The organism is Halorubrum sp. SD612, from assembly GCF_002135005.1.
Genome location: NZ_NEWI01000035.1, coordinates 1 through 25,136 on the forward strand (window position 1 = coordinate 1; position 25,136 = coordinate 25,136).

Consider the following 25,136-nt stretch of genomic DNA (forward strand, 5'->3'; position numbering starts at 1 on the left):
GGCCGAGAGGAGGACGGCGGGCGGAGCGACCGGGTCGCCCGCCGCCCGGCACTCCTCGGCGACCGCCGCGTGGGTCTTCGCCGCCTCCCGCGCCTCGCCGCGCACCCGCGAGGAGAGCACGAGCGGGTCGTACCCCCGCGCCGCGGCGACCTCCCGGGCCGCGTTCAGGGCCGTCCGCGCGCTCGCGACGATCCGGACCCCGACGCCGTCGAACGCTGGGTCGCCCGTCTCGGGGGTCTCCGCGACCTCGCCTGCGGCGCCGCGGTCGAGCCGCGCGGTCACGGCGTCCGGGGTGTCGACCCCGTACCGGTCGAGGACTGCGTTCGCGTCCGCGTAGGTCGTCGGGTCGGGCGAGAGCGGGCCGCTCGCGATCACCGCCGGGTCGTCGCCGGTCACGTCGCTGATCGCGAGGCCGAGGACGTCGGCGGGGGCGGCCGCCCGGGCCAGCCGTCCCCCCTTCACCGCCGAGAGGTGTTTGCGGACCGCGTTGATCTCGTCGATAGTCGCGCCGCTGGCCAGCAGCGCCTCGGTCGTCTCGCGCAGGTCGTCGAGCCCGATCCCGTCGGCGGGCGCGGCCAGCAGCGCGCTCCCGCCGCCCGTGAGCAGGCCAATCACGAGGTCGTCGGCGCCGGCGTCGGCCGTGAGCGCCCGCACCCGACGGGCGCTCTCGACGCCCGTCTCGCTCGGCGTCGGGTGGTCGCCGGGGAGGACGGCGACCCGCTCGGTCTCGACGGGGTCGTCCGTGACTACCGCGCCCTCAGCTATCCGGCCGCCGAGGAGCCGCTCGACCGCGGCCGCGAAGTGGCCCGCCGCGTTGCCCGCCCCGACGACCAGCACGCGGTCGTACGCGGCGAGGTCGTAGGCGGCCGTCGCGTCGTCGTGGGCCGTGTTCGCGTCCTCGACGCCCGCGACCGTCAGCCGGTCGCCGTCCAGCGCGAGGGCGTCGTCGACCACTCCGGCCGGGTGCGCCGCCTCGATGCCGGCCACGACGCAGTCGAGCGCGAGTTCGCGGACCGGATCGCCCGCGTGTCCCTCGCGGTCCGCGACGGTCACGGAACGGTCGGCGTCGTCGGGTGCGTCAGACATGGGTCGGATCGCTCATTCCCGTCTGCGTTCCGACGCTTCAAGAGGACTCCGCCGGGGCGCCCGGAGGAGCCCCGCCCGGCCCCGCTCAGAGGATGAGATCGGCGGTCGAGAGGACGTAGTAGACCGCCAGCAGCGCGGCGATGGCGTACTGCCCGAGCGCGACCTCGTCGCCCTCGCCGACCGCGAGCTTGATGATCGGGTACGCGACGATACCGGCCGCCAGCCCGTCGGCGATGGAGTAGGCGAACGGCATCACGGTGACCGTGAGCCCGGCGGAGACGGCCCACGCGGGATCGTCCCAGTCGACCTCGACGAGCCCCTGAAGCATCATCACGCCGACGACGATCAGCGCGATGAAGGAGGCGTACTCGGGGATCGCGGCGACGACGGGGATCACGGCGAGCGACGCGAGGAACAGCGCGGCGACGACCAGGGCGGTGAGCCCGGTGTGACCGCCCTCCTCGACGCCCGCGGACGACTCGATGAACGTCGTCACCGTCGAGGTGCCGACCATCGCGCCGAAGGTGGTCCCGACGGCGTCGGCCATCAGCGGCTTGTCCATGTCGGGGAGGTCGCCGTCATCGTCGAGGAAGTCGCCGAACTGCGAGACGCCGATGAGCGTCCCCGCGGTGTCGAAGAAGTCCACGAAGAAGAACGTGAACACGACCAGCACGAACGTGAGCGGGTCGATGTTCGCCAGCCCGTCGACGAACGCGCCCGCGAGCGGCGTGATGTCGTACTGCGCCGACGGCAGCGTCTCCGGCGTGACCGTCCCGCGGGCGAAGACGCCGCCGAGAGTGAGCGCCCAGCCGGCAATCGATGTGGTCGCGATGCCGATGACGATGGCGCCCGTGACGTTCCGCGCCCACAGCACGAACGTCAGCACCAGCCCCAAGACCCCGAGGATCGCCCACGGGTTCGCGAAGACGCCGCCGAGCGTGACCAGCGTCGCCTCGTCCGGCACGACGATCTGGAGCTCCTGAAGCCCGATGAAAAGCAGGAACAGGCCGATGCCGGCCCCGACCGAGCGCTTCACCGGCTCCGGGAACAGCCGGATGACGTACTCGCGCGCGCCGACGAGGGTCAGGAGTATGAACAGGACCCCCTCGACGAAGACGGCGGCCAGCGCCGTCTGCCACGGCACGCCGAGCCCCAGCACGACGGTGTACGCGAAGAAGGCGTTGAGCCCGAGCCCGGGCGCGAGCCCGAACGGCCGGTTCGCGTACAGCGCCATCACGGCCGTCCCCACCGCCGCCGAGAGGACGGTCGCGATGGCGATCATCTGGACCACCTCGAAGAACTCGTACCCGGGTATCTGGATCGCGTCGGCCAGGATGAACGGGTTCACGACGATGATGTACGACATCGCGAGGAACGTCGTGAGCCCGGCGACCAGTTCGGTGCGGACGTCCGACCCGTGCGACTCCACGTCGAACCGCTCGGCGAGCGTGTCTGAAAGGCCCATTGAACGGGTAGATGTTCCCCGAGATCGAGTGATAAGCTTTGCTGAACGAAGCGCTCAGATATACACAAACGCGCATTAAAACGCGAAAAAGTCCTGTTTATTCTCGAAGAGTATGCGCGAACGTGGCTACTCGAACGTGGTCAGCGCGCCGACCGGCGCGTCGGTGATCGCTCGCGCGCGGTCCATCCCCTCGTCGCCAACGGCGATGAGCGCGAACACGCCGGTAACGTCAGCGTCGCCTTGGAGCGCGATGTCCAAGAGGAGCTCTTGCGTCTCGCCCGACCGGATCAGGTCGTCGACGACCAACACCGTGTCGCCGGCGTCGACGGCGCTCGCGGGGAGGTAGTAGGTGAGCTCGATGCCCGAGGCGAGCCGCTGGCGCGACTCGATGAACTCTTCGACGGCGGTCTCCTTCGACTTCTTCGCGTACGCCAGGCGTGCGTCGAAGAAGGAGGCCATCGCCGCGCCGAGCGTGATCCCGTCCGTCGCGGCCGTCAACACCACGTCCGGCGACTCGAACTCGAACGTCTCCGCCGCCACAGGCGCCACGAGGTCGAGGAACGACTGGTCGAAGACGACGCCGGAGTTGTCGACGTAGCCCCCGTCGTCGAACTCGACGCGCGCGACCAGCTCGTCGGCGAGCGCCTCGCGGCCGACCGACTCGACCACCTCGCTCGCGCGGTCGGTGCCGGGCAGGACGTGCCCGTTCACGTACCGGTTCAGGTCGCCAGCGGGCAGCCCGGTCACCGCGGACAGCTCCTCGTACGTTCGCGTCTCCTTCAGCATCCGCAACACGGCGACCGCCTGTAGCTGGAGGGCCGCCTTCTCTGCGCGGTTCATACTAATGATCGCGATCGCACAAGTATGAACATGTCGAAGTCACACGCGGGGAGAACACCCCACGAGTGTGGTTCTCACGACTCGGGCGCGTCGAAGAACACCGCGGGGTCGTCGATCGCGATCGCGACGTGGTCGCGGTCGTCGAGCGGGCGCAGCCGGACCGTGAGCGCGCCGTTCGCCGCCGCGGCCGCGCGCAGCGAGGCGAGGTCTTCGTCGCCGATGTACGTCGGAATACAGAGCGCCACCGCCGCCGCCTCGTCGGTCGCGACCACCAGCCGGTACGCGACGCCGTCCGCGGCGCCCGCGTACACGTCGACGCCGTCGATCGCGGCCTCGTCGACCGCCTCGAGCGCCGCCTCGAACTCCGACTCCGGTAACAACACGTCGACGCGGGCCGCGTCGGCGACCGGGTTCACCTGTCCGGGGTGTCCGGCGACAGCGGTCCAGCCGCGCTCTCGGTACGCCGCTGCCGTCGACTCCGCGTCCTCCTCGACCGCTCCCCACCGCGGTCCGGGATCGGGTACGTCCATGTCGCGCGGCTATCGCCCACGTCCGTACATAAGCGTCGGTTTCCGACTCGTATCGTGCCTGTCCCGCGTACCCGCGCTCGCCCCCGACCCGTCTGCGCTACCGTCGACGGACCGTTGGCAGTCGGGCCGAAAGGGGCCGGGTCTGCCGGTAGGTTCATAACTCTCTATCGTATGGGATCGCCTATGCCTACTGACAACGACGATCATGTCGACAGGCGGACGGTGCTCAAGTACGCCGGAACGGCCGGTGCTGTCGGTCTCGCAGGCTGTTCCGGAGGCGGCGACGGCGGCGACGGTGGCGGCGACGGCGGTGACGGTGGCGACGGTGGCGGCGACGGCGGTGACGGTGGCGACGGCGACAGCTTCGAACTCGGCGTCACCATGGGCCAGATGGACTCCGGGCTCGACCCGCAGGACCACGCCGAGACGAACACCGAGATCATCGTCGGCCAGCTGTACGAGGGCCTCCTCGACCGCGACAAGGAGGGCGGCATCATCGCCGGCCTCGCCAACGAGTGGGAGCGCACCGAGGACGGTAGCGTCCAGTTTATGCTGCGCGACGGGATCACTTTCCACAACGGCGACGAGGTCACGCCGCAGGACGTCCGGTACAGCATCCGCCGGATCGTCTTCGAGGACGTCGGGATCGTCAGCCCGCAGTCCAACGACCTCGGCCTGGTCGACGAGGTGACGACCGGCGACGGGCAGGTGACGGTCTCCTTCGAGGGGTTCAACCCGATCGCCTTCCAGCTGTTCGCGACGAACGGCCCGATCATGCAGCAGTCGTGGGTCGAGGAGAACGGCGGCGACTACATCAACCGGAACGCCAACGGGACGGGGCCGTTCCGCCTCACGAACTACGAGTCGGGGAACCAAGTCGTCTACGAGCCCAACGAGGAGTACTGGGACGGCGCGCCCGAGGTCGACGAGCTCACCATGACCGCCTCCAGCGAGTCGAGCACGCGGGTCAACCAGCTGCTCGCGGAGGAGACGGACATCGTGACGAACGTCCCGCCGAACGAGGTGTCGCGGGTGAACAGCTCCGACGTGGCGACGATCAACTCCGTCGCGAGCGCGCGGATCATCTTCCTCCAGATGCGCTACGACGTGGAGCCGTTCTCCAGCCAGCAGTTCCGGCAGGCGATGAACCACGCGGTCGATGTCGAGAGTATCATCGAGAACGTGCTCAACGGCTTCGGCAACATCACCTCCCAGCCGACCCTCGACGGCCACGTCGGCTACAACCCCGACATCGACCCGTATCCGTACGACCCCGACGAGGCCGAGCGGCTCGTCGAGGAGTCGGGGCACGCGGGCGTCGAAATCACGCTCGAGACGCCGATCGGCCGGTACCTCCGCGACGTCCAGATCGCGCAGGCGGCCGCCAGCCAGATAGACTCGCTGTCGAACGTCTCCTGTGAGGTCGAACAGCGTGAGTTCTCTTCGCTCGTTCAGGATGTCACCGCGCCGAACATCGAGGACCGCCCGCACTTCAACCTCCTCGGGTGGGGGAACGCGGAGTTCGACGGCAGCCAGACGCTGACGCCGCTGCTCTCCTCCGAGGGCGCGCTGACGGTGCTGAAAAACGACGAGCTCGACGGGCTGCTCACGGACGCCGAGGCGACCGAGGACCCCGACGAGCGCGTCGACATCCTCCAGGAGGCGAACCAGCTCGCCCACGACCTCGCGCCGTGGGTGTTCATGCACCAGCAGTTCAGCGTCTACGGCGTCTCCAGCGACATCTCCTGGGAACCGCGGGCCGACGAGTTCATCGACCCGGACACGGCGACCCAGCAGTAACGCGACTCACCTCTCCATATCGTTAGTAATGTCACTCGGCAGATTCGCACTCAAAAGAAGCCTCCAGGGGATCGGCGTCGTCTGGGGCGTCATTACGGTCGTGTTCGCGCTCCGGTTCGTCACCCCCGGGAGCCCGATCAACGCGGTCGCGCCGCTCGACGCGTCACAGGAGACGCGGCAGGCGATCGCCGCCGAACTGGGGCTCGACCAGCCGCTGTACGTCCAGTACGGACGGTACGTCTTCGAGCTGCTCCAGGGCGACATGGGCCGGTCCTACATCCGCGGACAGGAGGTCACGACCCTCGTCTTCGAACGCCTCCCCGCCACCGTGGAACTCGCCGTCGCCGCGAGCGTCGTGGCGATCGTCTTGGCGATCCCGCTCGGCGTGATCAGCGCCACGAACCGGAACGACCCGGTCGACTACGGCGCGACACTGCTGTCGCTCGGCGGCATCTCGACGCCGAACTTCTGGCTCGGGATCATGCTCATCCTGATCTTCGCGGTGGAGTTCAACATCTTCAACACCAGCGGCCGCGGGGTCGACGTCGGCGACGTCGCCCTCTCGGTCGTCAACGCCGAGCCGTTCGTCGGGACGCTGCTGACGTGGCTCGCGTACATCACGCTGCCCGCGATCGCCTTGGGGACCTACTTCATGGCGCTCATCACCCGGCTGACGCGGTCCGGGATGCTGGACGAACTCAGCCAGGGCTACGTCCAGGCCGCGCGCGCCAAGGGGCTCCCGCGGACGCTGATCCGATACAAACACGCGCTCCGGAACACCCTCATCCCCGTGATCACCGTCCTCGGACTCCAGCTCGGGACGCTGATCGGCGGCGCCGTGATCACCGAGGCGGTGTTCTCCTGGCCCGGGCTCGGCACGCTGGTCATCGAGAGCATCAACCAGCGGGACTGGCCCGCGCTCCAGGGAAGCCTCATCGTCATCGGGACGAGTTTCGTCCTCGTCAACATCCTCGTCGACGTTGTGTACGCCTACCTCGACCCGGAGGTGGTGACCGACTAACATGGTCTCTTCACGTGTCATTCGCAATCTCAAGAAGGAGTTCAGACAGAGCGGGCTCGCGAAGCTCGGGCTGGCGCTGGTGGTGATCATCGTGTTGGCCGCCGTGTTCGCCCCGTTCATCGCGCCCCACAACCCGAACGACCAACAGCTCAACCAGAGCGAGCTGCCGCCGATCGGCTTCTCGCAGACGGAGGAGCGGACCTCCTCGCAGATGGTCGACGGCGAGATCCAGACCGTCACCGAGGAGGTCGAGATCACCGCGGACCCGGCCCACGTGTTCGGCACCGACGGGCTCGGTCGCGACATGTTCTCGCGAGTGGTGTACGGCGCCCGGACCTCGCTCGTCGTCGGCGTCCTCGGGACGCTCTTGGCGGCGTCGATTGGGGTGCCGGTCGGCCTGCTCGCCGGCTACCACCGCGGACGGGTCGACGACGCGCTGATGCGGATCGCGGACATCAGCCTCGCGTTCCCCTCGCTCGTGTTGGCGGTCGCGCTGATCGGGCTGTGGGGCCGCGCGGCGGTGAACGTCCCCGACCCGTTCGTCGTCGCTGGCCTCGCGCCGGAGATGCCGAGCAGCTTCGTATTGCCGATAACGGTGGTGATCGTCGTCGGCCTCGTCAACTGGGTGTGGTTCGCCCGCGTCGCCCGCGGGGAGGCGCTCTCCCTGCGCGGGCAGGAGTACGTGAAGGCGTCGCGCGCGCTCGGCGCCGGCGACAACACGATCATCCTCCGGCACGTCCTCCCGAACGCGATCACGCCGATCATCGTCCTCGGGACGGTGCAGGTGGCGGCGATCATCCTCTTGGAGAGCTCGCTGTCGTTCCTCGGCTTCTCCGGGACCACGCTGTCGTGGGGCTTCGACATCGCGCAGGGGCGCGACTACGTCTCCTCCGGCCAGTGGTGGATCGCCTCCATCCCCGGGCTCGCGATCATGCTGTCGGTGATCGGGATCAATCTGCTCGGCGACTGGCTGCGTGACGCCTTGGACCCCGGTATCGAGGGCGAAGGGGGTGCCGCATGAGCGACGCCGAGCGGCCGGACGACGACCCGGCGGGGAGCGAGCCGACCGCGGCGACCGACGGCGGGGCGAGCGACCCCGCCGCGACCGCCGACGCCGGACGCCTCGGCGCGGCGACGCCGAGCGGGGCGCCCGCGCCCGGCGACGTGCTGTCGGTCCGGGACCTCTCGACCCGCTTCTTCACCGAAGAGGGGCAGATCAACGCGGTGGAGTCGGCGTCGTTCGACCTCCGCGAGGACGAGATCCTCGGCGTGGTCGGCGAGTCCGGCTCCGGCAAGTCCGTGACGGCGCTGTCGCTCGTCGACCTCGTCGAGACCCCGGGCCGGATCACCGCCGGCGAGGTGTGGTACCGCGACCCCGACCTCGCCGAGGAGTTCCGCGGGACCGAGGGGGTCGGGGTCGACGGCGACCACGTCGACCTCCGGACCGTGCCGCCCAGCGTCCGGCGGTCGCTGCGCGGCCCCTCGTTCAGCGTCATCTTCCAGGACCCGATGAGCAGCTTCAACCCCTCGATCACCGTCGGCGAACAGATCGCCGAGGCGGTCGAGGTGCAGCGGCGGGCGCGGGCGAACCCCCGCTCGACCCGCTCGCGGACGCAGGGGTACGGGCTCGGGAAGTACCTCCTCGACGGGATCGTCCCCGGTCGAGATTACACGAGCGAGGAGAGCATGGAACGCGCCGTCGAGCTGCTCGGGCAGGTCGGCATCCCCGACCCCGAGGAGCGCGTCGACGAGTACCCCGGCCAGTTCTCGGGCGGGATGCTCCAGCGCGCGATGATCGCGCAGGCGCTCGCCGGCGAGCCGGACGTGCTGATCGCCGACGAGCCGACGACCGCCCTCGACGTGACGATCCAGGCGCAGATCCTGAACCTGCTGAAAGAGATCCAGGCGGACCGCGGGATGAGCATCGTGCTCATCACACACGACCTCGGTGTCATCGCCGAGATGTGCGACCGCGTCTGCGTGATGTACGCCGGCGAGATCGTCGAGCGCGGCACGCTCGACTCCGTCTTCGAGGACACCGTTCACCCGTACACGCGGGGGCTGCTCGGCTCCATCCCGGACGTGGACGACCCGCGGGCGCGGCTCGAACCGATCGCGGGCAACGTCCCGAGCCTGATCGACGCCGAGATGGGCGACCGGTGTTACTTCGCGGACCGGTGCCCGAAGGCGATGGAGGCGTGCCTCGACAAGCCGCCCGAGGCGACGGTCGACGCCGCCGCCGACCACGGCGCCAAGTGCGTCCTCGCGGACCGCGAGTACGACCCGGCCGACGCGCTCCCCGACGGCTACTTCGACGGGGGCGACGCCGCCGATCCCGACGACGGGGTCGCGGCCGACGGAGGTGACGGCGAGTGAGCGACTCGCTGCTCTCCGTCGACGGGCTGAAAAAGTACTACGCGGACGACCCGTCGCTCGTCGACCGCCTGCTCGGACAGGAGTCGGAGAGCGTGAAGGCGGTCGACGGCGTCTCCTTCGACGTGCGCGAGGGCGAGACGCTCGGGCTCGTCGGCGAGTCCGGCTGCGGGAAGTCGACGACCGGCGAGACGGTGTTGCGGCTCCGCGAGCCCACCGCCGGCGAGATCACCTTCGACGGCAAGGACGTGCGGGGCATGGGGTCGCGGGAGCTGACGGAGTTCCGCCGGCGCGCCCAGATCGTGTTCCAGGACCCGTTCTCCAGTCTCGACCCGCGGATGACCACCGGCGACATCGTCACTGAGGGGTTGCGGATCCACGACGTGGCCGACCGGGCTGAGCGGCGCGAGACGGCCCGCGACCTGCTCGAACGCGTCGGGCTGTCCGCCGACCAGATGGACCGGTACCCCCACGAATTCTCCGGCGGGCAGCGACAGCGGATCGGGATCGCCCGCGCGCTCGCTTTGGACCCCGACTTCGTCGTCCTCGACGAGCCGGTGTCCGCCCTCGACGTGAGCGTTCAGGCCCAGATCCTGAACCTGCTCGAAGACCTTCAGGACGACTTCGGGCTCACGTTCCTCTTCATCGCGCACAACCTCGGCGTGGTCCGCCACGTCTGCGACCGCGTCGCGGTGATGTACCTCGGCGAGATCGTCGAGATCGGGCCGGTCGAGGAGATCTTCGACGACCCCGCCCACCCGTACACGAAGGCGCTCCTGTCGAGCGTCCCGCGAGCGAGCACGGACGCGCGAGACGAGGAGTTCACCACGCTCCGCGGCGACGTGCCCTCGCCGCGGAACCCGCCGAGCGGGTGTCGGTTCCACACCCGATGTCCGGAGGCGCGGGCCGCCTGCCGGGAGTCGACCCCCCCGGGGTACGACCTCGGCGAGGAGCGCACGGCGACCTGCTTCCGGACGGACGACGACCACGCCTACTGGGACAGCGAGCCCATCGGCGAGAACGCGGCCGCCGAGGAGCCGGCGGACGACTGAGCGATCCGGTCGCCGCGGTCGCTGCCGCATTTATGTGCTCGCGGACGAACTGGTTCGCTCGTCGTGTCTCGAACCGGGAAGCCGCGTCCGGGTTATCTCTCCCCACCCCCTCGCTTGAGACATGTCGCAGAACGACTCCGTCTCCGACGGCGGCTTCGCGCGACGAACGATCCTTCAGGCCGCGGGGCTCTCGGGCGTCGCCGGGCTGGCGGGCTGTCTGAACGAGGCCACCCCCACCGCGAGCGCCGGCGACGACGCGGACCCGCCGGCGACCGACGACGGGCCGACGCTCCCGGAGACGGGGTCGCCGGAGGTCGTCGACCTCGACGAGCGCGGCCGCGAGGTGACGCTGCGCTCGGTCCACGCCCGACACGCGGCCCACCCCGGGAGATCGCTGGGCGGGCCGGTCGAGATGCCGGTGACGTGGGCGTTCCAGGCCGACGACGGGACGCCGAGCGTCCCCGGCCCGGTGCTCCGGGCGACCGAGGGCGACGACCTCTCGATCACCCTCGACAACACCGGCGGGGAGATGCCGCACACGCTCCACTTCCACGGCGTCTCGAAGTCGTGGAAGGACGACGGGGTCCCGTCCACGACGGGGATCACCGTGATGCCCGGCGAGGAGCACACCTACCAGATCGGCGCGGACGTGCCCGGCACCCACCTCTACCACTGCCACTTCAACACCCCGATGCACATGGACATGGGGATGTACGGGATCCTCCGGATCGACCCCGAGGGGTACGAGGAAGCCGACGTCGAGCAGTTCATGACGCTGAAAGACTGGGACACGCGGCTCTCCCGGTCGTACGGCGGCGCGGACGTCAGCTACGACGTTCAGGACCGTCGCCCCGACGCGTTCACGATCAACGGCCGCGTCGCGCCGTACACGCTCAACCCCGACCACGGCTCGCCGGTCGTCGTCAGCGAGGGCGACACGGTGCGGCTCCACCTGGTCAACGCGGGGTTCATGTCGCACCCGATGCACACGCACAACCACCGGTTCCGCACGGTGGAGAAGGACGGCGCGCCGTACCCCGAGGTACTGCAATTACCTGAGGACGTGGTGAACGTCGCGCCCGCGGAGCGGTACACCGTCGAGTTCGAGGCGGACGCGGACCCCGGCATCTACCCGATGCACTGCCACAAGGTGGACCACGTCCAGAACGGCGGCGTCTACCCCGGCGGGATGCTCACTGCCATCGTCTACGAGGAGGCGATGGGGACCGAGGTGTTCGCGGACCTCATGGAGAAAGCGGAGTACGAGATCTGAGCGCCGGGATCTGACCGCACGAACGCTCTCTTCCGATCACCGTTCGCGGACGACGACGAACTCTGCGAGGTCGCGCAGGTACTCGATCGCCTCGGTCTCGGGCGGATCGGCGTCGTTGAGGGCGGCGAGCGCGCGCTCCGACTCGGCGCGGGCACGCTCGTTGATCTCCTCGGGCGACAGCGACGTGACCTGGAGGACGCTCGGGCGGTCCATCTCAGCGTCCTGTCCGGTCGGTTTGCCGAGGTCGTCGGCGTCGGCGGTGGCGTCCAACACGTCGTCGCGCATCTGGAAGGCGACGCCGACGCGCTCCGCGTACTCGCCGAACGAGTCGATCGCGTGGGGGTCGGCGCCGCCCGCGACCGCGCCCAACTCGGCGGCGGCGCGGAACAGCGCGCCCGTCTTCCGGCGCGCCAGGTCCATGTACTCGGCCTCGTTGGTCGGGCGCGCGGCGAGCTCGGTCGCCTCGCCCTCGCCGAGTTCGACCATCGCCTCGGCGACGGTGCGCATCGCGCGCGGCTCGGCGGAGAACAGCGCGAACGCCTCGCCGAGCAGGCCGTCACTCGCGATGATCGCCGGGCCGTAGCCGAACTCCGCCCACGCGGCGGGGGTGCCGCGGCGGACCTCGGAGCGGTCGATGATGTCGTCGATCACGAGCGAGGCGTTGTGGACGAACTCGATACCGGCCGCGAAGTCGACCGCCTCCTCGGGGTCGCCGTCGAACGCCTCGCAGGCGAGGACGGTCACCGCGGGGCGGACGCGCTTGCCGCCCGCGAGGACGACGTGCCCCACCTCACCGGACAGCTCCTCGGGCTCGACGTCGTCGATGACCGACTCGATCCGGTCTTCGACCAGCCCGACCCGACGCTGCAAGTACTCCATCTACCGACCGGAGGGCCCCGGCGCGCAAAGGCCTAACGGAACGCCGTGCCGGCGGAGATCCGGACGACTGCGCCGACGCTCGCCCGGGGATCTCTCCCGTGGTTCGCGGCCCCGGAACCTCACCGCCGAGCCGGGACTCCGGCGGCGTTCGCCGCCGATCCGCGGGCGGTCATCCGTTCGTCATAGCGCCCGGCGACGGTCCGCCTCCGGTCCTACTGGAACCGAACGCCTAGGTCGTTGAGCCCGTCGTTGTTCGAGGCGACGTTGATCAGAAGCGGCGTCAGCGCCTCGATCTCGGGTGCGTTGGCGATCCCGCCCGCGTCGAGCGCGCGGAGCCCCTCGATCCCCTCGGCGACGTCCGCGACCGTTCGCTTCGCGTCCTCGTCGTCGCCGATGACGAGCGTGTCGACGCCGAGGTCGGCGTCGAGGTTCGCCAGCCGCGCGGCGGCGAGGTTGTGGAACGCGCCGACGACGGCGACGCCCCCCGGCGCCGCGTCGGCGACGATCGCGGTCACTGAGCCCGCGCCGGGCTTGTGGTAGTGGAACCCCTCGTCGTCGCGTTTCATCCCCGTAGCGGGCGAGACGAGCACGTCGCCGTCGTCCAGCGACCCCGCCACCGCCTCCACGGTGTCGCCGACGTGATACGGCGGCACCGCGAGGACGACGACGCGGGCGTCGGCGGCGACAGCGGCGTTCTCCCCGCCGGTCACCGCGGCGTCGAGCCCGCGGCTCTCCAGTTCGGTCGTGTACTCCTCGGCCTTGGTCTCGGCCTTCTCGGCCTCCCGCGACCCGACCGCGATCCGGTGCGGGGTGTCCGCCGCCAGCCGGAGCGCGAGCCCCTCGCCGATGTCGCCGGTGCCGCCGAGTATCGCGATTCGCATACGAACACTGGGGTCGCTCGCGTGTTAGGGGTTGCGCGACCGGCCGTCCTCGCCACCACCGAAGCCCGCGGTCTCGGGGCGACCGAAGCGGGAGGATTCTTTACCGAGGCGAGGGAGGCCACGCGTATGGACGAGCAGGACCGCGTCGCCGCCTTCGTCGCCGAGCACGGGTTAGAGACCGACCTCGCGCACCGGGTCCTCGACCTCGAGAGCGAGGTCGGCGAGATCGCCAAGGAGGTTGCGACCTCGACCGACTACGGGAGCGAGCCGGACGCCGCCGCGATCGCGACCGACGAGATCGGCGACGCGCTGTTCGCGCTGCTCGCGCTCGCCGAGGCGGCGGACGCCGACGCCGCCGAGGCGCTCGACGAGTCGCTGGCGAAGTACGAGGCGCGGATCGCGTCCTCCGGCGACGCCGGGTCCGGGCAATAGTGACCCGACCGGCGACGCCGGGTCCGGGCGAGACCGACCCGCCCCGGGCGTCGGTTCAAGTGCGTCGGCCGCCTACCCCGCCCATGACCGACACCCCGTCGCTCGCGCTCCGCTACGTCGCCTGCGACGCCTGCGAGACGGTGTTCGCCCGGGCCGACGCCGCTGCGGAGCCGGACGCCTGCGACCGGTGCGGCGCCCCCGCGCTCCGCGAGCTCTCCGGCGTTCGAGGACCGGACGCGTACTTCGTCCCCTGAGTCCGACCGCTCGGGCCGCGACTCCTGCGCCTCCGACGCGCCGGTCACGCCGACCGGCTCACCGGAGGTCGTCCATCTCTAGGTCGCCGGCCGCGATCGCCTGTAACTCCTCGTCGGAGAGGCGGTCGATCACGAACTCCGGCATCCCTTCCGGTAGCCCCGCCGGGATCGACCGGCCGCCGTCCGTCACCGACGCCGCTTGGAATCCGTCGTCGCCGCCGTCGGCGGACAGCCGGCGCACGCTGCGCTCGACCTCCTCGACCGCCGCGGACTGGCACTCGCTCTCCTCCGCGAGCTCTCCCATCCGCTCCGAGATCTGATTCGACTGCTCGACCACCCCGTCGATCGTCGCGGCGATCTCCTCGGCGGCCGCGGCCTGCTCGTCGGTCACGTCGGAGACCTCGTCGATCCCGTCGGCCGTCTCGGTGACTGCCTCGGCGATGTCGGTGAGGCTCTCCGCCGCGTCGCCGACGCGCTCGCTCCCCTCGTCGACTCGCACCGTCGTCTCCGAGAGGCTCTCGACCGTCTCCTCGGTGTCGGCGCGGATGCCGTCGACCATCGACTCGATGTCGCTCGCGTGCCCCTGCGACTCCTCCGCGAGCGACTTGATCTCGTCGGCGACGACGCCGAACCCGGCACCCGCCTCGCCGGCCCGGGCCGCCTCGATCGAGGCGTTGAGCGCGAGCAGGTTCGTCTGGTCGGCGATCCCGTCGATCGCGTCGACGAACTCGTCGATCTCCTCGACCCGCTCTTGAAGCGCCTCCACGTCGGCCGCCACCTCGTCGACCGCGTCGCCGATGTCGTCCATGGCCGACGCGGCGTCGTCGGCCGCGTCACGGCCGTCCTCCGCGAGGGCCTCTGCCCGGCTGCTCGTCCGATCGACCTCGTCGGCCGTCGACGCCACCTCCTCGACGGTCGCCGAGAGGTTCGCGACCTCGGAGGAGACCTCGGCGACCCGCCGCGACTGTTCCTCGGCCGCGTCGCCCACCTCGGCGGCGCTCTCGGCGACGTCGCCCGCCGACTCGCGGAGGTCGCTGATCGGGTCTTCGACCTCCGCCTCCACCTCCGCCATCAGCTCCTCGTTCCGCTCGACGGCCGCCGAGAGCTTCTCGCTGTACGAGTGGATGTACGTGTCCGTGACGACCTACATGTCGAGGTTGACGATCCGGAGGACGGAGAGCAGGTCCTCGATCGCGTCGTCGACCTCCGCCTCGACCGCCGTCGCGGTCTCGTCGTCGACCGTCCCGCCGTCGTCGGGGGCCAGCCGGTCGGTGAGCGAGTCGACGAGCCGGTCGCCGATAAGCGGGAGGATCAGGTCGTAGTAGACGCCGTACTGCCCGATGTAGTGTTTCATCGGCATTTCCAGCATGTCGTGGATCTTGCCGATCCGCGCCCGGTCCTCGAAGTACTCCGTCCCGTACTCGCCCCCCGCGAGCGTCACGAGGTACGCCGACTGGGTCCGCTTGAGCTGTTCGAGCCCCTTGTCGGACCGGCCGATCACCGCGGTCGTCTGCTCGTGCTCGGTGAGGTTCTCGTAGAAGTCGTCCGCGATCTGCTCCGCGTTCTCCGCGAACGCGTCCTCGTACCGGCTCAGTCGCCGCTCGTCTTCTGCGTCGAAGCCGACGAACTCCTTTCGCCACGCGATCTCGTCCCCGTCGAGACCGATCTCGTCGACCAGCTCACCCACGTCGAGCCCGTCGTTCAAGCCGCCCTGACCGAAGTCGTGCCGGCCGTACTCTCCCGATGTAGCCATGCTGAGACCTCTCCGCTTGGGTTATATAAACGGCCACCCCCAGGTCTCACGGCTGATACCGGCGATTCGTGCCGCCTATCCGCGACGGACGGCCGACCCCGCGTCGGCGCCCGTTCAGTCGGCGCCGGCCGCGTCGCCTTCCGCGGGCGCGTCCCCGTCGGCGACCGGCTCGACCGCGACCGCCGAGTGCTTGAACTCGGGGATCTTCGCCGCCGGGTCGAGCGCGTCGCCCGTCAGCGCGTTCGCGAGCGGGTCCGGGTAGTGGAACGTACAGAACACGACGCCCTCGCGGACCGCCGGCGTGACCTCGGCGGCGACCTCGACGCTCCCGCGCTCGTTCGAGACGGTCACTCGGTCGCCGTCCTCGATCTCGCGATCGGCGGCGTCCGCCGGGTGGATCTGGAGCGCGTCCTCGCCCCGCATCGCCACGAGTCGGTCGGAGCGCCGGCTGAGCGCCCCGCTGTTGAAGTGCTGCATCACGCGACCGGTCGTCAGCGTCAGCTCGCCGGCGTCGAGTTCGTCCGCGGGCGGGACCGGGTCGACGACCGCGAGCGGGGCGGTGCGCTCGCTCGTCGCGAACGTCTCCGCGTGTAACACGTCGGTGCCGGCCCCGTCGCTCGCCGAGAACGGCCACCGCTGGTAGCCGCCGCCGATCTCCGCGTAGCTCATCCCCTCGTAGATCGGGGCGACGCGGGTCAGCTCCTCGAAGGCCGCCTCCGGGCCGTCGTGGTCGAACGCGTCCGGCCGGTCGGTCAGCCGCTGGCCGAGGTCGGTGAGGATCTCGAAGTCCCGTCGCGCGTTCCCCGGCAGGTCCGCGTTCGGCCGCATCCGCATCACGCGCCGGTCGGTGTTCGTCACGGTCCCGGCCTTCTCGGCCCACGCGCTCCCGGGGAGGACCACGTCCGCGTGCTTGGCCGTCGCCGTCTCGAACAGGTCGATGACGACGCAGAAGTCGAGGTCGTCGAACGCCGACGCGACCGCCGTCGCGTTCGGCTCGGTGACGGCCGGGTTCTCGCCGAAGACGACCGCCGCGCGCACCTCGTCGCCGAACCGGTGGGTCGCCTCCACCTCGGTGAGGCCGGGCTCCGCCGGCGGCTCGACCCCCCACACCTCGGCGACGCGCTCGCGGGCGGCCGCGTCCGTCACGGGCTCGTACCCGGGGAGCACGCCTGGCAGTCCTCCAACGTCACTCGTGCCCTGAACGTTGTTTTGGCCCCGCAGCGGGTTCACGCCCGTCCCGGGGCGGCCGACGTTGCCGGTCAGCAGCGCGAGGTTGAGCAGGGCGTGGACGTTGTCGGTGCCGCAGCGGTGCTGGCTCGTCCCCATCCCCGTCACGATCGCGGCGCGGTCGGCCTCGCCGTACGCCCGGGCGGCCTCCCGGATCGCCTCCGGGTCGACGCCGGCCGCCTCGGCGTTCGCGGCGACGTCCACGCCGGCGAGGTGGCCGCGAAGGCGGTCGAACCCGGTCGTGCGCTCGTCGAGGAACGACTCGTCGACGAGGTCCTCCTCGACGAGGACCGCCGCGACCGCGTTCGCCACCTCGATGTCGGTGCCGGGGCGCAGCGGCAGGTGGACGTCCGCCGCCTCGGTGGTGTCGTTCGCGCGCGGGTCGACGTGGACCAGCGTCGCGCCGTCGCGGATCGCCGGGAGGAGGTACGACCGGAACGCCACGGGGTGTTGCTCGGCCGGGTTGGCCCCGTTGACGAACAGGCAGTCCGTCTCCCGGAGGTCGTCGAGCGTGTTCGTCATCGCGCCAGCCCCGAACCGCTCGCTCATCGCCGCGACGGTCGAGGAGTGACAGAGCCGCGCGCAGTTGTCGACGTTGTTGGTCCCGAGGACGCGCGCGAGCTTCTGGAGGACGTAGTTCTCCTCGTTCGTACAGTTCGACGACGCGAAGAACTGGACGGCGTCGGGGCCGTGCTCGTCGACCACGCGCCCGATTCCGCTCGCGACGCGGTCGAGCGCCTCCCCCCACGGCGCGGTGACGAAGTGCCCGTCGTGTCGGACCAGCGGCTCCGTCAGGCGGTCCTCGTGGTCGACCACGTCGAACGCGGCCGCCCCCTTCGGGCAGATCTCTCCCTTGGCGTTCACCGCCCCCTCGACGCCGGTCGCGCCGCCGCGGTCGGCGTACTCGATCTGGCAGCCGACGCCGCAGAACGGACAGACGGTGGGGCTCGACTCGAAGCTCCGTTCGGTCGGATCGGGCATCGGTCCCACGTAGGAGCCCCAGCACCCTCCGAACACCCCCGGCGTAGCGTGGTGTTTTAATTACCCTCTCGTCTCGGTGCCGGCCCTCCCGTCTCGGTATCCGTCCCCTCGCCTCGATGTCCGCCCGCTTCTCGCGCCGGTCGACGGTGTTCGTCTGCCGTCTTCGCGCCCCCCGACGCGGCGGCGAGTCACCCGGTCACGGCGTCGCTCCCCGCCGGCGCGAGCAGGCGGCCGAGAGACAGGGCGCCCGCGGTCACGAGGCAGGCGGCGAACGCGATCGTGCCGAGCTTCCCGCCGAAGCCGACGAAGTACGGCGCCGCGCCGACGAACGCCACGCCGGCTGTCCCGCCGGCCAACAGCATCGCGCCGGGCCCTGGGATCCGCTCCGGGGTGGCCATCCCGGCGAACGACGCGCAGAAGGCGACCGCAGCGACCGCGTCGCCCGCGGCGAACAGCGGCGGACAGACGAGGCCGGCCGCGAGCCCGACGACGGCGGAGGCGACGACCGGGCCGTGGTCGAGCTGAACGCTCACGAGGTACGTGACGGGCGCGGCGACGGCCGCCGCGGCGACGAGCCCCGTCGCGACGGCCGGCTCCGGGACCGTCCCCGCGCCGGGAGTCAGCCCGCCGAGCGCCGCCACCGACAGGCAGCCGACGAACGCCGTCGTGCCGAGCTTCCCGCCGAACCCGTTGAACGCGCGCTTGGCGGCGACGAAGACGCCGGCGGCGACGAGGCCGGCGGCGGCCACCGACCCGAGTTCGGCGTCGGCCGCGGGGGTCGCCATCCCGACGAACGAACCGCAGTAGGCGGGGGCGCCGTACGTCTCGGTCAGGAGGTGCGCGCAGAGCCCAACGAGCGCGGACGCGACGACCGCGCCGACGCCCACCCGCACGGAGAGGGCGTACGTGATCGGCGCCGCGGCGGCGACGGCGGTCGCGTTGCCGAGGTCGGTCCGCGTGACGCCGAAGCCGTCCGTCCGCAGCGCGTCCCGGGTCTCCCTCGCGACGGTGGCGCCGAGGCTCACCGCGCCGACCGCGAGGACGACCGCGCCGGCCAGCAGGTTCGGTCCGCCTCCGGCGCCGCCGGCCAACCCCGCGGCCGCCGCGACGCTCATTCCGCCCCCGGCGCCGGCCAGGGCGATCGCTCCGAGTGCGTGGATCGCTCGTGTCACGGCTGCGACTCCGGGGCGCGGACCGATACCGACCGGCCCTCAGTATTGCGGGTGTTCTCTGCGAGACCCGGTCACGGGACCGGTGTATCGTGGATCAGGCATTTGTACCCGTCGTGCTAACCCCGATCTGATGGGAACCGGAGGGAAGCCGGCAGACGACGGTGTCGCGGCCGCGCACGGGGGCGTTCGCGCCGGCGTCGCGATCCACGGGACCGAGGGGTGTCCGGTCGTCGCCGCGTCGACCGTCCACGACGGACCGATAACCGGCGTCAACTGGACGCACGTGGGTGACACGCACACCGAGGAGTTCCGCGCCCGCGACCCGGACGCGGTCGACCGCGCGGAGGGGGTCCCGACGCCCACCTCGGTCGTCGACCTCGGCGACGAGCGGGTGTACCGGTACGACCGCCCGCGCGACGGGGCGTGCGCCTGCCGGATAATCGAGGAGCTCGACTGCCCGATCGCGGACGCCCGCGCCGAGGACGGCGTCCTCCTCCTGACGCTCCACCTCCCCGACCTCGAACGCCTGCGCGACATCGTCTCGGCGCTCGACGGGACGGCGGAGCGCGTCGAGGTCCGCTACCTCGTCGAGGGGTCGGCGCGCGGCGACGAGGTGTCGGACCGGACCCTCGTCGACCGCGGCCGCCTCACCGATCGCCAGTGCGAGGTGTTGCGGACCGCCTACCGCATGGGCTACTTCGAACGCCCCCGCGACGCCAACGCGAGCGCGGTCGCCGACGCGCTCGACATCTCTCCCTCGACGTTCGCCGAGCACCTCGCGACCGCACAGCGGAAGCTCTTGGAGGAGACGCTCGCGGAGAACTGAGGGCTCTGCTCCCCCGCCGCGTCAGGCGGCGTGTTCGTTGATCGCGGATTCGAGCGTCGCCCGGTCCTGCGCGCCGACGAACCGGTCGACCGCCTCGCCGCCGGCGAACAGGACGAGCGTCGGGATGCTGCGCGCGCCCAGCTGCTGGGCGACCGCCTGGTTCGCGTCGACGTCGACCTTGGCGATCGCGGCGTCGCTTTCGGCCGCGAGCGCCTCGATCGTGGGCTCCATCATCTGACAGGGGCCACACCAGTCGGCGTAACAGTCCACGAGGACGACGTCGTGCTCGTCGACCGTGCGCTGGAGTTCGTCCGGTCCGTTCACGTGGATCGGCTCGTCCGGGGTCGCCGCCCCGCCGTCGCCCGTCTCGGTTCCGGCGCCCTCGTCGAGCGCGTCGCCGTCGCCGAGGCGCGCTTCCAGCTCTCGGCGCTTCTGCTCGCGAATCCGCTCGCGCTCGGTCTTCGCGTCGTCTCCCGTCGATTCGTTCGCTTCGGCTGCGTCGCTCATGCGCCAGTATTGGGTGTTTAGGACAATATACTTTCCGCCTTCGGATCCCCCGTCGCCTCACTCCGCGGACCCGAGGAGCTCGTCGAGCCCGGCGGCGGCCAGGTCCACGTGGTCCGCGACGAGGTCGGCCGCGCGCTCGTACGGCGACCTGTCGGCGGTCGTCGCGTCCGGGCGCGTCCGGCCCGCGCTCGCGAAGACCGTCTCGACGAAGGCGTCGCGCACGGCCGCCGTCTCGAAGAGTCCGTGGAGGTACGTCCCGAGGACGCGGTCGGTGGCGACGCCCTCGGCACCGAGCGGCTCGGTCGCGAGCAGCGTCGCCGCGGCGTCCCGCTCCCCGTCGTCGAGGACCCGCGTCCGCCCGGCGCGGATCTCGTAGCCCGTCGCGCGCCCCTCGGCGCCGGCGATCGGGCCGACGCCGTCGACCGCCCGGGTGACGCGCTCGACGCGCTTCTCCGTCGAGAACCGCGTCTCGACTGGCAGGAGGCCGACCCCCGGAACCGCTTCGCGGTCGCCGACGCCCTCGACGGCCGCGTCGAGGAGCCGTTCGCCGAGCAGCTGGTACCCGCCGCAGACGCCGACCACGGGGGCGTCGAACGCGCGCAGCGCGCCGTCGAAGCCGGCCTCGCGGAGTGCGAGCAGGTCGTCGACGGTGTTCTTCGACCCCGGGAGGACCACCGCGTCGACCCCGTCGAGCGCGGCGTCGAGCGGGAGGTAGGCGACGCGGACTCCCGGCTCGCGCGCGAGCGGCTCTAGGTCGGTGAAGTTCGAGATGCGCGGCAGCCGCGGGACCCCGACCCGGACGGCCTCGTCGTCCGGAACGCCGTCGTCGGTGCCGAGGACGCCGCCGCTACCGGTCCCGCCGCCACCGCTTCCGTCCTCGGCGGTCGCCGCGTCGGGCAGCGAGAGGCTGTCCTCCGCCGGGAGCCCCGGGTCGTCGTGCGGGACGACGCCGACGACGGGCACGCCGGTTCGGGCCTCGATCTCGTCGATCCCGGGTTCGAGGAGGGCCGGGTCGCCGCGGAACTTCGTGATCACGGCGCCGCACACGCGCTCGCGGAGGTCGTCGGGGAGCAGTTCGAGGGTCCCGTAGAGGCTCGCGAACGCGCCGCCGCGCTCGATGTCGACCGCGATCAGGATCGCCGCGTCCGCGAACCGCGCGCACTCGACGTTCGCGAGGTCGCGGTCGTGGAGGTTGATCTCGGCGATGCTCCCCGCGCCTTCGGCGACGATCACGTCGTACTCGGCCGCGAGGCGCTCGTGGGCGGCGACCGCGGCCGCGCGGGCGGTCGCCCAGTGGTCGTCGTAGTACGCGGACGCCGGGGCGTTCGCGACCGCCTCGCCGTCGACGATCACCTGGCTCTCGCCGCCGCCCCGCGGCTTGAGCAGGACGGGGTTCACGTCGGTCGTCGGCACGGTCTCGGCCGCCCGGGCCTGGACGTGCTGGGAGACGCCGATCTCGCCCCACTCGCCGTCCGGGGTCGGCGCGACCCGCGCGTTGTTGCTCATGTTCTGGGCCTTGTACGGGGCGACCGAGACGCCCCGCCGCGCGAGCAGCCGACAGAGGCCGGCCGCGAGCGTGCTCTTGCCGACGTGGCTCGCCGTGCCCGCGATCAGGACGGTGTCGGCGTCACTCTCCGGGTCCGCCTCGGCCCCGCCGCCCTCGTCCGCGCCGGCGTCGGTCACGGTCGCGCGGCCCTCATCGTCAGTACTCCGTCCCGCGCCGGGCGCGCTGCCCGTCGTCGAACGGGTGCGCGACCTTCCGGACGTTCGTTATCAGGTCGGCGACGCCGTCGAGGTAGTCGGGTTCGGCGTGGCTCCCGGTGAGGACGAGTTCGAGGCCGTCCGGCTTCGACTCGACGAGGGCGACGACGTCGTCGGGGTCGACGAGCCCGCGGTCCGCCGCGTACAGCAGCTCGTCGAGTATCAGCAGGTGGACGCCCGCCTCGGGGGCCCCGTCGAGTGCGAGCGGCTCGGTCAGGTCTGCCTCCGCAGCGCCCATGACGAGCGCCTCCGCGCGGTCGAAGGCGGCCGCCGCCTTCGCCTCGTGCTCGTCGTCGGCCGACCCGTCGAGCAGGCCGTGCCAGCCGTAGTGACCGGCGTTCTCGTAGGTGAAGCCCGGAACGGCCGCGATCGCGTTGTATTCGCCCCTGACGCCCTCGACGCTGTCCGCGCCGCCCTTCATGAACTGGAGCATGTGGACGCGGTAGCCGTGGCCCGCGGCCCGGAAGCCCATCCCCATCGCCGCGGTGGTCTTCCCCTTGCCGTCGCCCCAGAACGCCTGGACCAGTCCGAACTCCTCGGGGGCGGCCGGCTCGATCGGCTCCGGCTCCGGGGCCGCGCCGCCGCCCGGGGTGCGGGCGCGGTCGCCTGCGGCTCCCTCGCCGGCGTCGGTCGGTGTTTCCTCGTGCGCGTCGGTCGGTTCCTCGTCGTCGGTGTCGTCGTGGTTCGTGGTCATGGGTCGAAAACCTCCGCCCGGTCGCCGGTGACGACGCCGTGTTCGGCGTCGACCGCCGGTCCGGGCACGTCGCCGTCCGGGTACCGCGACCGCAGGCTCGCGCGGACCGCGTCCCGGACGCAGGCGCGGGCCGCCCCGCCGACCGCCGTGGCGCTCCCGGAGAACTCCGCCGGCTCGCCCTCCGGATCGTCGGCGACGACGACGGCGTCGCTCGTCGTCCCCGGAATCCCCGCCCCCGCGAGCAGCGTCGCCGTCTTCGCCTCGGCCGCGACCGCGACGAGGTTCGCCGCGGCCCCGGGGGCGAGCCGCCGCGTCGCGCCGACGATCAGGTTCACCGTTCCGGGGGGGTCGACCGGCGAGCCGGCGGCGTCGGCGCCCGAATCGACCGGCTCGCCCTCGTCCGTCGGCTCCATCGGCAGCATCGCGGGGTTCGAGAGGCCGACCGTCGCGTACGCGACGACCGGCCCGAGCCGCGCGCCGCGGGCGTGCTCCATCGAGACGCCCGTGAACAGCGTCGGCGGCGCGTCGCGGTCGCCGTCGCTCCCCTCGGCGCTCCGCCCGTCCGCCTCGGCGGCGAACCCCGCCCGCGCCAGCCGCTCGTCGCGGTAGGTCCCGAGGTCGGTCCGGGCGAACCCCTTCGGGACGGTGACGTTGTACGCGGTCGCCGCCCGCGACCGCCCGCCGTCCCACCCGGTCGAGAGCCAGCGCGTCCCCGGCCGCCGGAGCCGGAGGACGCCCTCGCTGACGGTCGCCTCAAACATCGGCGTCCCCACCTCCGCCGCCGTCTCCCGTCTCGGCGTCCGCTTCGTCGTCGTCTTCCTCGCCGTCGACGCCGAGCGCCGCGAGGAGCCGGTCGTTCTCCGCCGGGTGGCGGACCGCGACCCTGACGTGCGAGTCGAGGCCCCGGAACGTCCGCGCGTCGCGGACGGCGACGCCCCGCTCCCGGGCGCGCGCGACGACGCGGTCCACGTCGCGGTCGCCGACGTCGACGAGCAGGAACGGGGCCTCGGAGGGCGCCACGTCGTACCGCTCGCCGAGGCCGGTCCGCAGCCGCCCGCGCTCGCGGCGGACGCGGTCGCGGGTCTCGCGGACGAACGCCGTCTGCCGGAGGCAGTACTCCCCGGTCGCGAGCGCCGGGGCGCTCACGTTCCACGCCCGGCGCGCGCCCCGCATCGCCGCGCCGAGGTCGCCCGTCGCGACCGCGAATCCGGCCCGGATCCCGGGAAGCCCGAACAGCTTGGTGAGCGCCCGCGCGACGACGACGCCGTCGGTGCCCGCGAGCGACTCGCGCTCGGTGAACCCGAGGAACGCCTCGTCGACGAGCAGCACGGTGTCGGCCGCGCGGCAACGCTCCGCGAACGCGAGCAGCGCCTCGCGGTCGTAGCCGGCCCCGGTCGGGTTGTTCGGCGTACAGACGACCGCCAGGGCGTGGCCGCGCGGGTCGGCGTCGAGGACGCGCTCGGCGTCGACGAACGAGGGATCGCCGCCCCGAAGTCGGACCTCGCGGGCGTACTCGCCGAAACTCGGCGCGGGGAGCAGGGCCGAGTCGCCCGGGTCGACCGCGAGCGCGATCGCCGTCCGGATCGCGGCCAGCCCGCCGGGCGTCGGGACCACATTCTCGGGCTCGCAGCCGACGTAGTCGGCCGCGGCCGCCCGGAACGCTTCCGGGGGCTCCGGCGGGTACGTCCGCGCCGTCTCGAAGGCCGCACGGTAGACGCGCTCGACGCCTGCCGGGACCACCGGGTTCGTGTTCGCGCTGAAGTCCAGCAGGTCCGGGTCGTCGGTACTTCCGTGGGGTTCGCGTCCGAGCGCCGCCGCGCGCTCGCGATTCACGACCGGTCACCTCCCTCGGCGGCTCCCGGCTCGCCGAGCCACTCGACCCCGCCGGTCGGGAGGGTCGGGGCGTCGCACTCGCCGGCGAGGATCCGCTCGGCGAGCCGACGGTCTCCGGGGCGGTTGACGTTGAGCGCGAGGCGGGCGTCGCGGGTCGCGCGGACGGCCTCGTCGCCCGCGCCGTCGATCGCTCCGACGACGTTGACGCCGGCCGGGACGCGCTCGTCGGGCGGGTCCACGGCTTCGCCAGCCGCTTCGTCGCCGTCGCCGTCGTCGTACCGGGTCGCGGCGTCGGCGCTCGCGCCTAACTCGTACTTGCGTGCGGCGGGGACGCGGATCGACAACGATTCCCCCCCGGCCGCGGCGTGGGCGTTGAGGACGGCGTCGACCGCCGGCCCGTCAAGCAGCGGGAGGTCGACCGCGACCGTGAGGACCGGCGGTTCCGGACCCTCGGCCAGCGCCGCCTGAAGATCCGCGACGTACCCGTCGCCCGGCG

Annotated in this window: 23 protein-coding genes and 1 pseudogene; 9 read left to right on the forward strand and 15 right to left on the reverse strand. The window is 71.8% G+C overall.

Features of this window, described 5'->3' with window-relative positions; translation table 11 throughout:
• The 4 genes from B9G38_RS05940 to B9G38_RS05955 form a co-directional block, all read right to left on the reverse strand.
• A partial coding sequence (locus B9G38_RS05940; RefSeq protein WP_086219796.1) for a glycerate kinase occupies positions 1-1,086 on the reverse strand: 1,086 nt, incomplete at its 3' end.
• Between the two features lie 85 nt (positions 1,087-1,171).
• The gene (locus B9G38_RS05945) at positions 1,172-2,551 is read right to left on the reverse strand and encodes an NCS2 family permease (RefSeq protein WP_086219797.1); all 1,380 of its coding nucleotides are present in this window, start codon (positions 2,549-2,551) and stop codon (positions 1,172-1,174) included.
• Positions 2,552-2,677: 126 nt separating this feature from the next.
• On the reverse strand, positions 2,678-3,391 hold the full coding sequence (locus B9G38_RS05950) for a phosphoribosyltransferase family protein (protein ID WP_086219798.1): 714 nt from the start codon (positions 3,389-3,391) through the stop codon (positions 2,678-2,680).
• A 74-nt stretch (positions 3,392-3,465) separates the two neighbouring features.
• Positions 3,466-3,921, reverse strand: coding sequence for a hypothetical protein (locus B9G38_RS05955; protein ID WP_086216806.1), 456 nt, complete (start codon positions 3,919-3,921; stop codon positions 3,466-3,468).
• A 183-nt stretch (positions 3,922-4,104) separates the two neighbouring features.
• Between B9G38_RS05955 and B9G38_RS05960 the strand changes: the two genes are divergently transcribed.
• From B9G38_RS05960 to B9G38_RS05985, 6 genes are all read left to right on the forward strand, one after another.
• The gene (locus B9G38_RS05960) at positions 4,105-5,721 is read left to right on the forward strand and encodes an ABC transporter substrate-binding protein (RefSeq protein ID WP_086219799.1); all 1,617 of its coding nucleotides are present in this window, start codon (positions 4,105-4,107) and stop codon (positions 5,719-5,721) included.
• Positions 5,722-5,749: 28 nt separating this feature from the next.
• Positions 5,750-6,742, forward strand: coding sequence for an ABC transporter permease (locus B9G38_RS05965; protein ID WP_049931400.1), 993 nt, complete (start codon positions 5,750-5,752; stop codon positions 6,740-6,742).
• Between the two features lies 1 nt (position 6,743).
• Positions 6,744-7,763 carry an ABC transporter permease gene (locus B9G38_RS05970; RefSeq protein ID WP_049931401.1) on the forward strand — a complete coding sequence of 340 codons (1,020 nt, stop codon included), beginning with the start codon at positions 6,744-6,746 and terminating at the stop codon, positions 7,761-7,763.
• Positions 7,760-9,118 carry an ABC transporter ATP-binding protein gene (locus B9G38_RS05975; RefSeq protein WP_233127165.1) on the forward strand — a complete coding sequence of 453 codons (1,359 nt, stop codon included), beginning with the start codon at positions 7,760-7,762 and terminating at the stop codon, positions 9,116-9,118. The genes B9G38_RS05970 and B9G38_RS05975 overlap by 4 nt, the downstream gene beginning before the upstream one ends.
• Positions 9,115-10,167 (forward strand): ABC transporter ATP-binding protein, encoded by a 1,053-nt coding sequence (locus tag B9G38_RS05980; protein WP_086219800.1) that lies wholly within the window; start codon positions 9,115-9,117, stop codon positions 10,165-10,167. Before B9G38_RS05975 ends, B9G38_RS05980 begins: the two co-directional genes overlap by 4 nt.
• 121 nt (positions 10,168-10,288) lie before the next feature.
• Positions 10,289-11,440, forward strand: coding sequence for a multicopper oxidase domain-containing protein (locus B9G38_RS05985; protein ID WP_086219801.1), 1,152 nt, complete (start codon positions 10,289-10,291; stop codon positions 11,438-11,440).
• A 36-nt stretch (positions 11,441-11,476) separates the two neighbouring features.
• Here the strand turns inward: B9G38_RS05985 and B9G38_RS05990 are convergent, their stop codons facing one another.
• Together B9G38_RS05990 and npdG are read right to left on the reverse strand one after the other, a co-directional pair.
• Positions 11,477-12,319 carry a polyprenyl synthetase family protein gene (locus tag B9G38_RS05990; RefSeq protein WP_086219802.1) on the reverse strand — a complete coding sequence of 281 codons (843 nt, stop codon included), beginning with the start codon at positions 12,317-12,319 and terminating at the stop codon, positions 11,477-11,479.
• A gap of 212 nt (positions 12,320-12,531) precedes the next feature.
• A complete protein-coding gene (npdG, locus tag B9G38_RS05995) occupies positions 12,532-13,200 on the reverse strand; it encodes an NADPH-dependent F420 reductase (protein WP_086216180.1) in 669 nt (222 codons plus the stop codon).
• Between the two features lie 126 nt (positions 13,201-13,326).
• Here npdG and B9G38_RS06000 point away from each other — a divergent pair, with 126 nt between their 5' ends.
• Both B9G38_RS06000 and B9G38_RS18030 read left to right on the forward strand, forming a co-directional pair.
• The gene (locus B9G38_RS06000) at positions 13,327-13,632 is read left to right on the forward strand and encodes a MazG-like family protein (RefSeq protein WP_049931405.1); all 306 of its coding nucleotides are present in this window, start codon (positions 13,327-13,329) and stop codon (positions 13,630-13,632) included.
• An 83-nt stretch (positions 13,633-13,715) separates the two neighbouring features.
• A complete protein-coding gene (locus B9G38_RS18030; protein ID WP_155120035.1) occupies positions 13,716-13,886 on the forward strand; it encodes a hypothetical protein in 171 nt (56 codons plus the stop codon).
• 58 nt (positions 13,887-13,944) lie between these two features.
• On the opposite strand, the pseudogene B9G38_RS06005 reads toward B9G38_RS18030, so the two are convergent.
• From B9G38_RS06005 to B9G38_RS06015, 3 genes and pseudogenes are all read right to left on the reverse strand, one after another.
• Positions 13,945-15,639: pseudogene (locus tag B9G38_RS06005) on the reverse strand (methyl-accepting chemotaxis protein).
• A 114-nt stretch (positions 15,640-15,753) separates the two neighbouring features.
• On the reverse strand, positions 15,754-17,847 hold the full coding sequence (fdhF, locus tag B9G38_RS06010; RefSeq protein ID WP_086219803.1) for a formate dehydrogenase subunit alpha: 2,094 nt from the start codon (positions 17,845-17,847) through the stop codon (positions 15,754-15,756).
• Between the two features lie 188 nt (positions 17,848-18,035).
• Positions 18,036-18,962, reverse strand: coding sequence for a hypothetical protein (locus B9G38_RS06015; protein ID WP_086219809.1), 927 nt, complete (start codon positions 18,960-18,962; stop codon positions 18,036-18,038).
• 187 nt (positions 18,963-19,149) lie between these two features.
• On the opposite strand from B9G38_RS06015, the gene B9G38_RS06020 reads away from it, so the two are divergent.
• Positions 19,150-19,845, forward strand: coding sequence for a helix-turn-helix domain-containing protein (locus B9G38_RS06020; RefSeq protein WP_086216790.1), 696 nt, complete (start codon positions 19,150-19,152; stop codon positions 19,843-19,845).
• Positions 19,846-19,866: 21 nt separating this feature from the next.
• On the opposite strand, the gene trxA is transcribed toward B9G38_RS06020, so the two are convergent.
• The 6 genes from trxA to B9G38_RS06050 form a co-directional block, all read right to left on the reverse strand.
• Positions 19,867-20,352 carry a thioredoxin gene (gene trxA / locus B9G38_RS06025; protein ID WP_049931408.1) on the reverse strand — a complete coding sequence of 162 codons (486 nt, stop codon included), beginning with the start codon at positions 20,350-20,352 and terminating at the stop codon, positions 19,867-19,869.
• A gap of 57 nt (positions 20,353-20,409) precedes the next feature.
• The gene (locus B9G38_RS06030; RefSeq protein ID WP_086219804.1) at positions 20,410-22,035 is read right to left on the reverse strand and encodes a cobyric acid synthase; all 1,626 of its coding nucleotides are present in this window, start codon (positions 22,033-22,035) and stop codon (positions 20,410-20,412) included.
• A 19-nt stretch (positions 22,036-22,054) separates the two neighbouring features.
• Positions 22,055-22,807 (reverse strand): cob(I)yrinic acid a,c-diamide adenosyltransferase, encoded by a 753-nt coding sequence (locus B9G38_RS06035; RefSeq protein WP_086219805.1) that lies wholly within the window; start codon positions 22,805-22,807, stop codon positions 22,055-22,057.
• Positions 22,804-23,568: an adenosylcobinamide amidohydrolase gene (locus B9G38_RS06040; protein WP_086219810.1), complete on the reverse strand. Its 765-nt coding sequence runs from the start codon at positions 23,566-23,568 to the stop codon at positions 22,804-22,806. The genes B9G38_RS06035 and B9G38_RS06040 overlap by 4 nt, the downstream gene beginning before the upstream one ends.
• The gene (locus B9G38_RS06045; protein WP_086219806.1) at positions 23,561-24,640 is read right to left on the reverse strand and encodes an aminotransferase class I/II-fold pyridoxal phosphate-dependent enzyme; all 1,080 of its coding nucleotides are present in this window, start codon (positions 24,638-24,640) and stop codon (positions 23,561-23,563) included. The genes B9G38_RS06040 and B9G38_RS06045 overlap by 8 nt, the downstream gene beginning before the upstream one ends.
• On the reverse strand, positions 24,637-25,136 hold a 500-nt coding region (locus tag B9G38_RS06050; protein WP_086219807.1), incomplete at its 5' end, for a GTP--adenosylcobinamide-phosphate guanylyltransferase. The genes B9G38_RS06050 and B9G38_RS06045, both read right to left, overlap by 4 nt.

Excerpts from the sequence above, each read along its gene's own strand:
- B9G38_RS05960 (WP_086219799.1), top strand. The coding sequence starts at position 4,105 with ATGCCTACTGACAACGACGATCATGTCGACAGGCGGACGGTGCTCAAG.
- B9G38_RS05965 (WP_049931400.1), top strand. The coding sequence starts at position 5,750 with ATGTCACTCGGCAGATTCGCACTCAAAAGAAGCCTCCAGGGGATCGGC.
- B9G38_RS05990 (WP_086219802.1), bottom strand. The coding sequence starts at position 12,319 with ATGGAGTACTTGCAGCGTCGGGTCGGGCTGGTCGAAGACCGGATCGAG.
- B9G38_RS05970 (WP_049931401.1), top strand. The coding sequence starts at position 6,744 with ATGGTCTCTTCACGTGTCATTCGCAATCTCAAGAAGGAGTTCAGACAG.
- B9G38_RS06015 (WP_086219809.1), bottom strand. The coding sequence starts at position 18,962 with ATGAGCGTCGCGGCGGCCGCGGGGTTGGCCGGCGGCGCCGGAGGCGGA.
- B9G38_RS06035 (WP_086219805.1), bottom strand. The coding sequence starts at position 22,807 with ATGACCACGAACCACGACGACACCGACGACGAGGAACCGACCGACGCG.
- B9G38_RS05955 (WP_086216806.1), bottom strand. The coding sequence starts at position 3,921 with ATGGACGTACCCGATCCCGGACCGCGGTGGGGAGCGGTCGAGGAGGAC.
- B9G38_RS05945 (WP_086219797.1), bottom strand. The coding sequence starts at position 2,551 with ATGGGCCTTTCAGACACGCTCGCCGAGCGGTTCGACGTGGAGTCGCAC.
- B9G38_RS06020 (WP_086216790.1), top strand. The coding sequence starts at position 19,150 with ATGGGAACCGGAGGGAAGCCGGCAGACGACGGTGTCGCGGCCGCGCAC.
- B9G38_RS18030 (WP_155120035.1), top strand. The coding sequence starts at position 13,716 with ATGACCGACACCCCGTCGCTCGCGCTCCGCTACGTCGCCTGCGACGCC.
- B9G38_RS06040 (WP_086219810.1), bottom strand. The coding sequence starts at position 23,568 with ATGTTTGAGGCGACCGTCAGCGAGGGCGTCCTCCGGCTCCGGCGGCCG.
- B9G38_RS06000 (WP_049931405.1), top strand. The coding sequence starts at position 13,327 with ATGGACGAGCAGGACCGCGTCGCCGCCTTCGTCGCCGAGCACGGGTTA.
- B9G38_RS05950 (WP_086219798.1), bottom strand. The coding sequence starts at position 3,391 with ATGAACCGCGCAGAGAAGGCGGCCCTCCAGCTACAGGCGGTCGCCGTG.
- fdhF (WP_086219803.1), bottom strand. The coding sequence starts at position 17,847 with ATGCCCGATCCGACCGAACGGAGCTTCGAGTCGAGCCCCACCGTCTGT.
- npdG (WP_086216180.1), bottom strand. The coding sequence starts at position 13,200 with ATGCGAATCGCGATACTCGGCGGCACCGGCGACATCGGCGAGGGGCTC.
- B9G38_RS05985 (WP_086219801.1), top strand. The coding sequence starts at position 10,289 with ATGTCGCAGAACGACTCCGTCTCCGACGGCGGCTTCGCGCGACGAACG.
- trxA (WP_049931408.1), bottom strand. The coding sequence starts at position 20,352 with ATGAGCGACGCAGCCGAAGCGAACGAATCGACGGGAGACGACGCGAAG.
- B9G38_RS05975 (WP_233127165.1), top strand. The coding sequence starts at position 7,760 with ATGAGCGACGCCGAGCGGCCGGACGACGACCCGGCGGGGAGCGAGCCG.